This is a genomic window from Psychrobacter sp. Ps3 (assembly GCF_022129275.1).
Classification (GTDB): domain Bacteria; phylum Pseudomonadota; class Gammaproteobacteria; order Pseudomonadales; family Moraxellaceae; genus Psychrobacter; species Psychrobacter submarinus.
This window is the reverse complement of the sequence record NZ_JADQAL010000057.1, coordinates 1-9,289: the sequence shown is the minus strand read 5'-3', so window position 1 is coordinate 9,289 and position 9,289 is coordinate 1. Positions and strand designations below refer to the sequence as shown.

Below are 9,289 nucleotides of genomic sequence, written 5' to 3'. Positions count from 1 at the left end.
TAAACTAGTAGCGATCAGCAGTGCGCATTTGTGAATGTTCAACACGCCCTAATACTATTAATATTTAACCGTTTTATTATGAAAAAGCCCTCAGCAGTACGCCGCTCGCAAGCCCAAAAAGTAAAAACCCAAAGAACTAAAGCTTCAAAACCAAAGGGCGGTAAAGCAAAAGATAGTACATCAAGATCGCAACAAGCGGCCGGCCATGTCCGCATCATCGGTGGCCAGTTTAAGCGGCGTAACATCACCTTTATCGATGGTGAGGGCCTGCGTCCGACGCCAGATCGCCTGCGTGAAACGCTATTTAATTGGCTACTCGCTGACATTCATAGCGCGCGCGTATTAGATAGCTGTGCAGGTAGCGGCGTCTTAGGCTTTGAAGCTTTATCTCGCGGCGCTACGCATTGCACTTTTATTGAAGCCAACCCAGCACAAGCAAAACTGCTAGCACAAAGCGCTGAACAGCTACGTTTAGAGGCGGATAGCTTTATTATAAAGTCTGGTAAAGCTGAGCTATTATTGCAGCAAGACCAGGATATTAACCAGCCGTTTGATATTGTCTTTATCGATCCGCCATACGCAGACGATCTGTGGCAGCCTATCTTGAAGACGCTTATAGAGCAAGACTTACTCACTCCGAGCACGCTCATCTATTTAGAAGCCGATAAAGACTTAACGACTCAATTGGCGCAATTGGCCGAAACCCTCAATGAGAATAGTAATTTGCAGCCAATCACTGGCTTTGAGTGTCTAAAACAAAACAAAGTAGGACAAGTTGTCGCTGGACTTTATCAGCTGTCAACGTCATAATTATCTCACTGCTTTTTACGATTAGACTTAACCCCTCATCATCAAATAATGATAAGGTATCGAGTGCTTTATCGCTGAAAAGTACAAAACCCGTAAAAACCTGCTAAATACGACTGTTTAATGTAATGCAGGAGAAAATAAACCCCATTGGCGCTTGCAAGCCGAAGCGCTACTGCTTATAATGTGCAGTCTGTTTTTTGAGAGCCCCGTTCCCAGCTAAACTCTCAACGAATTCTAAATTTAAGGTTTTATCATGAAAACACTTAGTGCAAAACCAGCTGAAGTGACCCATGACTGGTATGTTGTCGATGCTGACGGCAAAACCCTTGGTCGCTTAGCCACGCAAATCGCTACTCGCTTACGTGGCAAGCACAAAACGTCTTATACCCCGCACGTTGATACTGGTGACTTCATTGTCGTCATCAATGCAGATAAAGTCGCGGTAACGGGCAAAAAAGCACAAGATAAAAAGTACTATCGCCACAGTGGTTACCCAGGTGGTATTAAAGAAACCAACTTCAACAAGCTGATTGCACATAAGCCTGAAGATGTTCTACACAAAGCAGTTAAGGGTATGCTTCCTAAAGGCCCTCTTGGCTATGCGATGATCAAGAAGCTGAAACTATATGCGGGTACAGAGCATCCACATGAAGCTCAGCAACCTAAAGAACTAGACATCTAAGGATAATTTTATGGAACGCAATTACGGAACTGGTCGCCGCAAGACGTCTACCGCTCGTGTCTTTTTAGCGAAAGGTACTGGTAGCATCAATGTCAACGGTAAACCACTTGATGAATACTTCAGCCGTGAAACTTCACGTATGGTTGTTCGTCAGCCATTAGAGCTACTTGAATCACCTAATGATTACGACCTTTACATCACTGTAAAAGGCGGCGGTATCAGTGGTCAAGCAGGCGCGATTCGCCACGGTATCACTCGTGCCCTAATCGAGCTTGACGAAACTAATAAGCCTGCCCTAAAAGCAGCTGGTTTTGTAACTCGTGATTCACGTCAAGTTGAACGTAAGAAAGTTGGTCTACGTAAAGCACGTAAGCGCCCACAATTCTCAAAACGTTAATCGAAGCTATGGCTTGTTGGCTTGCTACTCTATTTCTCGTCAGATATTGGTAAGAGTAGCCGCTAATCTAAGCTTAGTTTTGCAAAACCTTATAAGTGGCTCGCTGCTTATAAGGTTTTTTTATGCCTGACGGTTTATACATTGTAATCAACGATGTAAATAAATTATTGGGCTCAAACACAGGCTTATACTTGCTACCAGCAAAACTTATCTTGTAAAGCAAGCTTATCTACCCCATCATAGTAGCACCTTTTATTATAGTACCTTCTTATGAAAGCGCCCGAACAATACGATCCTAGCAAAGCCGATAACCAAACCTCTACCGCACCAAATAGCGTCTCTAATAAGCAAGCAAAATCGCCTGCTCTGCCGGCAGGTACCCCTATGATTACTGAGACGCAAAAGAAAACTGCCCAAGCCGAGAAAAGGCCTTTTGAATGGCATTTTTTATTGCCGAAGTACTGGGGTATTTGGCTAGTATTAGCGCTAGTATTGCCGATGATTTATTTACCGCTACGTTATCAGTTTTGGCTCGGTCGTAAGCTCGGTGTTTTGATTTACAAGCTAGCAGGTTCGCGGCGTCGTGACACGCTGATTAATTTAAGTCTGGCTTTTCCAGAGAAGCCGGAAGCGGAGCGCGAGCTGATGGCAAAGCAAGTCTTTGTCAATCAAGGCGTCGGAGTGTTTGAAACCTTATGTGCTTGGTTCCGTCCTAATGTATTTACCCGTACGGTATCGATATCGGGTTTGCAGCACTTAGTCAACGCCCAAAACGAAGGGCGTGCGGTAATTTTACTGGGCGCGCACTATACGATGCTCGATTTGGGCGGTCTACTTTGTACGCAGTTTTTTGCCGCCGACTGTATGTACCGCGCGCAAAATAACGCGCTGCTTGATTGGTTTATTTATAATGGTCGCACCAATATCTTTGGCAAGCAGATCTCTAGTCGTGATATGCGCAGCTTGGTCGATTCTATTAATAAAAGCCATGTGATTTGGTACTCACCCGATCAAGACTATGGCCTCAAGCAAGGGGTTATGGCGCCCTTTTTTGGTGTACCTGCGGCGACCATTACGATGGCACGGCGTTTGGCTAAGCTAGGTAGTAAAACCCATCCGCCAGCAGTAATGGCCCTGCATACCTATCGGCAAACCCCAGATAATCTGCCGCGCGGTAAGCGCCCACATTATCATCTAACAATCACACCAAAGCTTGAGAACTATCCGAGTCGTGATGAAGTCGCTGATGCCACGCGAGTCAATGAAATACTAGAGAGCCTCATTCGTATTGATCCCACTCAGTGGATGTGGTTTCATCGGCGCTATAAGCATGGTCCTAACGGCCGCCGCGATATTTATAAGTAATAGGCTAAATAAACTGCTCTTCAGTTATTCGAGCATAAAAATCGCCGATAAATTTGTTATACTCTGCGGTTATGATTTAGCACCTAAACGCCTATACACCATAATTTAAAAAACACTGTAATGGATATTTTATGAGCGATAACTCTAATTCGGACGCTTCAAAACAAAGCAAACGCATCCTTACCGGTATAAAACCCACCGGTATTCCCCACTTAGGTAACTATGTTGGTGCCATTCGTCCTGCGATTGAGTCCATTCAGAATAGTGACGATGAAGCGTTTTTTTTCTTAGCCGATTATCACGGTATTATTGGCTGTTATGATCCTGCTATCATTCATGAATCAACTAAAACCATCGCCGCCACTTGGATCGCTTGCGGTCTTGATCCTGAGCGCGTAACCTTTTATCGTCAATCCGATGTACCAGAGATTACCGAGCTGGCTTGGATCTTAAACTGCTCTTGCGCTAAAGGTCTGATGAACCGCGCACATGCTTATAAAGCTGCAGTCGATATTAATGCTGAGAAACCAGACGTCGATCCTGATCAAGGCATTACTATGGGTCTATTTGGCTATCCGGTGCTGATGGCGGCTGACATCTTGATGTTCAATGCCACTCACGTTCCTGTAGGCCGTGACCAGATCCAACATATTGAGATGGCACGCGATATCGCTGGTACTTTCAATCATAGATATAAGCCACTATTTACCTTACCAAGCGCAGTAGTCGATGATGACACTCCACTACTGACGGGCCTTGACGGCCGTAAAATGAGCAAGAGCTACAGTAATACTATTCCGCTGTTTGGCGAAACCAATCCGCAAGTGAGATCAGAGAAGCAAATGCATAAAGCCATTATGAAGATTGTGACTAACTCACAGCTGCCTGATGAGCCAAAAGACGCGGACGATTCGGCTATCTTTGAGATATACAAAGCCTTTGCTACTCCTGCTGAGATCGCTGATATGCGCGCGCAATTTGCTACAGGTATTGGCTGGGGCGATGCCAAACAAGCGCTCTTTGATAAGATTAATAATGAGATTGCCCCGTTCCGCGCGCGTTATGAAGAGCTGATGGCTAATCCAAAAGAGTTAGAAGAAATCTTGCAAATGGGCGCAGACAAAGCTCGCCGTCATAGCCGTAAACAGCTTGATAAAACGCGGCGCGCTATCGGTATTCGCCCGCTAGCTAAACTCAAATAATCCGTTAGCTAGTCAGATTAAGATGCCTTCAACGATTAGCATAGCGCCTGATGCTACCTCTGATTTAGCTGACCAGGCGTCAACTGATATGCTTGATGCCGCTCTGCGCATTTATCAAACGCCAGTAGCAAACCTGCCTGAGGACTTATATGTACCGCCTGGGGCTTTTGCTATTTGGCTTGAGCAGTTCGCAGGGCCGTTAGATTTTTTGTTGTATCTCGTCAAAAAAAACAACGTCGATCTAACCCAGATGGATATTTTGCCGATCACTGAGCAGTATTTGGCTTATATTGGCGAGCTTGATAGTGATCATTTTGAGCTCGCTGGTGATTATCTACTGATGGCCTCAACCTTGATTGCGATCAAGACAGAGCTGCTGCTACCAAAACCGCAAACCCCAACTGATGAGCGCGACCCAAAAGCGGAGCTGATTGAACGCTTAGAATCTTACGCGCAAATCAAAGAAGCAAGCCGGCGTTTAGATAGCTTAGTTCGTCTTGAGCGCGATGTGTTCTTAGCTATGGTCAGTTTGCCAAGTACGGATGTCATGCAAGCTGAGCTACCTAGCTACTCACCTACTCTACTGATCGATAGCTTATTTAAAATGCAACTGCAGCCTGATTATCAAATGCATAACATCAAAGTCGACGCGGTGCCCCTATCTGATCGAATCGCTAGCATTAGTCGCCAACTAAGTACTGGTAGTGCTCGCTCCTTTTATCAACTGTTAGATAAGTCGCAAGGCAGAGTCGGCGCAGTAGTGAGTTTTGTAGCGGTGTTAGAGCTCATGAAAAGACAGTTAGTAGGCGTAGTTAGTAGCGATGTAGAAGCTGATAAAGAGACTAGCCAGATAAACTCGTTAACTTTGCAATGGTTGCTGTAGTGTTCGCCATTGGCGTTTAATTCATTCGTAAATAGAACAGACATGATAAAAAATAACGATATCGCTAATACTAAAGAGCATAGCCTACAAATAGAGGTGCTCCTGCACGCCTCAGATGCACCACTGACTGATAAGGCTCTACGCAAGCATCTGTCTGTGTCTGCCAAGGAATTAGAGCAAGCATTAGCGGAATTACAACAGCGCTTAGCTTCTAGTGTGTTAAGACTTCATAAAACCGCTAGCGGCTACCGTTTGCAAATCGCTGATGACTATAGCGCGCTCATTCAGCGTGTGTTTCCACAGCGGCAACAGCGTCTTAGCCAGGCGCTACTTGAGACGCTAAGCGTCATTGCCTATAAGCAGCCGGTCACTCGTAGCGATATTGAGTATGTGCGCGGCGTGACGTTATCTAGTAGCCTATTAAGACAGCTGTTTGATAAAGGTTGGATTATGGAAGAGGGCTATAAAGACACTTTAGGACGTCCAGCGCTATTGCATACTACCCCGCAGTTTCTGGACGCTTTTGGATTGACAACTTTGGACGAGCTGCCACCGATGCCGGATTTGTCCGCAATAAACGACGCGGTTTGACATTACCCTTGAACCGGCTCATAGTCGCCTCTCCTTCTGCACATATACCGTGCATGCCAATCACCATCTTCACCGTCTTAATTAATATAATGAGATCCAACCACAGCGTTCGGTTATCCACGTACCAAGTATCAAGCTCAAAGCGCTTTTGCCAACTAATACTATTGCGGCCGTTCACTTGCGCGTAACCTGTTAAGCCTGGAAGGACTAAGTGCCGGCGAAACTGTTCTGGGCTATATAGAGGCATATATTCCATAAGCTGAGGGCGCGGACCTACTATACTCATCTCACCTCTAAGCACATTCCATAGCTGCGGCAGCTCATCAAGACTAGTTGCTCGAAGCTTCTTACCAAAGTCAGTTAACCGATACTCATCAGCTAATAGCTTGCCTTGGGCATCTCTTTCATCACTCATCGTGCGAAACTTATAAATTTTAAAGGGTTTACCATTGAGGCCGGACCGAGTTTGACGAAATATAACCGGCGATCCAAAATTTCTCTTAACCTTGTATGCTACCAACAGATACACAGGTAACAGTAAAATTAAGACCGTGAGCGCAAGACTGAAATCGAGGGTTCTTTTAAACATATTATGACCTCACCAGTTTTTGACATCTCCTAAAGCCGTCATACCTCTTTTTTAATCAGCTATATCAGGACATGTAAGTATAAATTTAACGGGCAATTAGATTGGATTATTCTTCAAGCGATGACTCATAATTTCGCTATATAATGAACACCTAACCTAAGCCCATCTCCGCTATCATCTGAGTGTTTACTTTTTTGACGTCATACTTATCTACCGCAATGTTTCTAGAAGCCAATCCCATTTGCTCACATAGATTAGGATGTTCTATAAACTGGCGCATAGCATCTGTTAATTCATTAATCGCTTGCACAGGAACTAAATAACCATTTTTACCGGAGACCACTGTTTCTCTACAGCCAGGCGCATCGGTAGTAATAATTGCTCGCCCCATAGACATGGCTTCTAACACCGAGCGTGAAGTGCCCTCGCGATAAGATGGCAATACATAGACCGAGCTTGCTGCTATAGCAGGACGGACATCTTTAAGCTCGCCCCAATAGATGATGTCGCCTTCTGCTATCCATCCATCTAATTGTGCTTTTTCAATGGCTGCTGGGTTTTCGTCCATCGAACCTACTAGATGAAACTCAGCATCTGGATATTCTTTTTTTATCTGCTTAGCGGCCTCAACGTATTCCACTATGCCTTTATCTTTAAGCAGTCTTGCAATTAATAAGAAAGACAGCTTAACGTTACCTGACTCATCTTTAGGTAAGGGCATTACCTTAAAGTCAGATAGATCAACTCCTGAGCCATTCACCACTACTGTTGGAATAATTGGCTTAAATACATTTAGTTTTTTTAGTAGGTTTAAGTCATCTTTATTCTGAAAAAATATTTTAGAAGCTCTTGCTAATGCTTGTTGGTACAGCGTATGGACAAACCTCTGAAATACGCTGCGTTTGTTGGTCTCTTCTACTTGCTGAAAGGTATACCCTAAGCCTGATATCAGCACAAAACGATAAGGTACTTTGGCAAGCCATGCGGCTAATGTTCCGTACACTACAGGTTTGATGGTGTAAGCAAGTACATATTGTGGTTTGATTTTATTTAAAATCTGATAACTGGCCAAAAGCGTTTTTATGTCTTTTACTGGATTAGTTCCAACCGGTTGCATAGCGATCTGATGGACGTGATAACCGAGATCTTTGAGCGTATTATGATCTGTAACATAGTCCTCTAATGCAGGAGCAACGACATGTATCTCATACCCTAGCTGAGCAATAGACGCCAAAAGCTTGCCTCTGAAATTTAAGACATGAGGCAAATAGTTGGCAAATATTAAGAACTTTTTGATAGTAGTCATAATGTCTCCAACTTAGTTTCGAGTCATATTAAAATGAGTTTCGTGAATGTCATTATTAAAACCAATAAAATAAAACGCATCTCAGCATTTATATTCGTAAATCCATATATTCGAATATATAAATATAATATAGGCGATATTTTTAGGGATTACAATAGATAAAGACATAAATAATATTTCTATTTATGTCTTAAAAGGTGGTAGTTAGAAGCTTTTAAGAGTCAGGGCTTTGTTCAGCAGGGGTTTTACTTTGGAATAAAGTGCTGATTTCACAGTCAGCGCAGACGAATAAAACATATATCACGACAAAAGGATATCTATAGCGAACGGCCGTACCATAGTTGAACACCACCAACCCATATACCGACATAGATAACACTAAAAACAGTAACCAAAATGCCAGTTTATCAGGCCTTTTGAACAAAGCTTGCTTTGTGATTAAATATAAAATGAACAAGATGAATAAGTTTTCAATAGACTGGATGAGAGGTAGAAGACCGCGCGCCTCCCAGATAAAGGGTTTAAACAATAAGTATAAGCCTGAGGTAAAGCCTTCAACGACGAACTCTCCTGCTCCAGATATGAGGCTGATCTCTTCGGCCCTGCCACCATCTTCAACGTACATAGCGACCCTAAACTTATTGACCAAAGGTATGGCTAGAGGCGCAGAGAGCAGCAAAGCGGCGAAAGTAATCGCTCCAATGATTGATGCTTTCGCCAATCCCATGCCCTTTTTTGCGACGTTAAAAACAAAGTACATTAAAACTATAGGTCCCAAAATATAGAAGTTTTGAAACTTGATTAAATAAACTGGGACGGTACAAAGTGCACTTTTAAAAATCTTAGACTCACGAGCAAAAACTATGGCTAAAACCATAAAGAAAAATATTGGTGTTTCTCGTAAGCTCAAAGCAGTATACAAAGCAACACTAGGAAACAGCAGATAGAACCATATAGAGACTTTGGTAAAGATATTCTTGACATACAAGACAAAGAATAAAACGATATAAAGAAAAGTGTTGTAAAATCCTAAACTAATAGCAGAAACAGGCGTAGGAAATGGCATGAGGGCGAAAAACGCGCTCGCCTGCAATACGTTTTCACCACTTGTTAGCGCCTCCATGATGCCCAGCTCACCAGATCTTATCGCATTGACTCCGCGCCAGTACCTAAATTGATCGCCCATATAAGAGGTGCTAAACAGCACATCATTTAAGACAAAAGGCAGCAAACAGTGTAAGGCTAGAATGACTTGATAATTAGAAGGAAGCTTAAACTTATAGCCAGCAATCACAATCAATAACAAACACATCAAAAAACTAGGCAAATCAAAAAGCCTAATCCCCAAAAATCCATATGAATAAATCCAGTTCAGGTCTGTCATTAGATTTTCTCTAGGTTGTTTTATAACTTAGATTAACACACCAAGTGCAACGCTAATTAATATTATAGAACGCCTGCATA

9 protein-coding genes and 1 pseudogene are annotated in these 9,289 nt (G+C 43.2%); 7 read left to right on the top strand and 3 right to left on the bottom strand.

Going from position 1 to position 9,289, the window contains the following annotated elements:
• The first annotated feature begins 78 nt into the window (after positions 1-78).
• The 7 genes from rsmD to scpB all read left to right on the top strand — a co-directional run bounded on the left by rsmD (position 79) and on the right by scpB (position 5,930).
• Positions 79-810 (top strand): 16S rRNA (guanine(966)-N(2))-methyltransferase RsmD, encoded by a 732-nt coding sequence (rsmD, locus tag I3248_RS11745; protein ID WP_238063924.1) that lies wholly within the window; start codon positions 79-81, stop codon positions 808-810.
• A 253-nt stretch (positions 811-1,063) separates the two neighbouring features.
• The gene (rplM, locus tag I3248_RS11740; RefSeq protein WP_025647143.1) at positions 1,064-1,492 is read left to right on the top strand and encodes a 50S ribosomal protein L13; all 429 of its coding nucleotides are present in this window, start codon (positions 1,064-1,066) and stop codon (positions 1,490-1,492) included.
• Positions 1,493-1,502: 10 nt separating this feature from the next.
• Positions 1,503-1,889: a 30S ribosomal protein S9 gene (gene rpsI / locus I3248_RS11735; RefSeq protein WP_025647144.1), complete on the top strand. Its 387-nt coding sequence runs from the start codon at positions 1,503-1,505 to the stop codon at positions 1,887-1,889.
• Between the two features lie 270 nt (positions 1,890-2,159).
• The gene (locus I3248_RS11730; protein WP_238063923.1) at positions 2,160-3,254 is read left to right on the top strand and encodes a lipid A biosynthesis acyltransferase; all 1,095 of its coding nucleotides are present in this window, start codon (positions 2,160-2,162) and stop codon (positions 3,252-3,254) included.
• 131 nt (positions 3,255-3,385) lie between these two features.
• Positions 3,386-4,456, top strand: coding sequence for a tryptophan--tRNA ligase (trpS, locus tag I3248_RS11725; protein ID WP_238063921.1), 1,071 nt, complete (start codon positions 3,386-3,388; stop codon positions 4,454-4,456).
• An 88-nt stretch (positions 4,457-4,544) separates the two neighbouring features.
• Positions 4,545-5,339, top strand: a complete 795-nt coding sequence (locus I3248_RS11720; protein WP_238063925.1) for a segregation/condensation protein A — start codon at positions 4,545-4,547, stop codon at positions 5,337-5,339.
• Between the two features lie 42 nt (positions 5,340-5,381).
• The gene (gene scpB, locus I3248_RS11715; RefSeq protein ID WP_238063919.1) at positions 5,382-5,930 is read left to right on the top strand and encodes an SMC-Scp complex subunit ScpB; all 549 of its coding nucleotides are present in this window, start codon (positions 5,382-5,384) and stop codon (positions 5,928-5,930) included.
• A 1-nt stretch (position 5,931) separates the two neighbouring features.
• Here the strand turns inward: scpB and I3248_RS11710 are convergent.
• The 3 genes and pseudogenes from I3248_RS11710 to I3248_RS11700 form a co-directional block, all read right to left on the bottom strand.
• Positions 5,932-6,519, bottom strand: a pseudogene (locus I3248_RS11710) (sugar transferase); the annotation flags it as partial.
• Positions 6,520-6,670: 151 nt separating this feature from the next.
• Positions 6,671-7,825, bottom strand: a complete 1,155-nt coding sequence (locus I3248_RS11705) for a glycosyltransferase family 4 protein (RefSeq protein WP_238063918.1) — start codon at positions 7,823-7,825, stop codon at positions 6,671-6,673.
• A 214-nt stretch (positions 7,826-8,039) separates the two neighbouring features.
• Positions 8,040-9,209, bottom strand: a complete 1,170-nt coding sequence (locus I3248_RS11700) for a hypothetical protein (RefSeq protein ID WP_238063916.1) — start codon at positions 9,207-9,209, stop codon at positions 8,040-8,042.
• Between the last annotated feature and the right edge of the window lie 80 nt (positions 9,210-9,289).

Coding starts and splice junctions, on each gene's coding strand:
- rsmD (WP_238063924.1), top strand. CDS start 79: ATGAAAAAGCCCTCAGCAGTACGCCGCTCGCAAGCCCAAAAAGTAAAA.
- rplM (WP_025647143.1), top strand. CDS start 1,064: ATGAAAACACTTAGTGCAAAACCAGCTGAAGTGACCCATGACTGGTAT.
- rpsI (WP_025647144.1), top strand. CDS start 1,503: ATGGAACGCAATTACGGAACTGGTCGCCGCAAGACGTCTACCGCTCGT.
- I3248_RS11730 (WP_238063923.1), top strand. CDS start 2,160: ATGAAAGCGCCCGAACAATACGATCCTAGCAAAGCCGATAACCAAACC.
- trpS (WP_238063921.1), top strand. CDS start 3,386: ATGAGCGATAACTCTAATTCGGACGCTTCAAAACAAAGCAAACGCATC.
- I3248_RS11720 (WP_238063925.1), top strand. CDS start 4,545: ATGCTTGATGCCGCTCTGCGCATTTATCAAACGCCAGTAGCAAACCTG.
- scpB (WP_238063919.1), top strand. CDS start 5,382: ATGATAAAAAATAACGATATCGCTAATACTAAAGAGCATAGCCTACAA.
- I3248_RS11705 (WP_238063918.1), bottom strand. CDS start 7,825: ATGACTACTATCAAAAAGTTCTTAATATTTGCCAACTATTTGCCTCAT.
- I3248_RS11700 (WP_238063916.1), bottom strand. CDS start 9,209: ATGACAGACCTGAACTGGATTTATTCATATGGATTTTTGGGGATTAGG.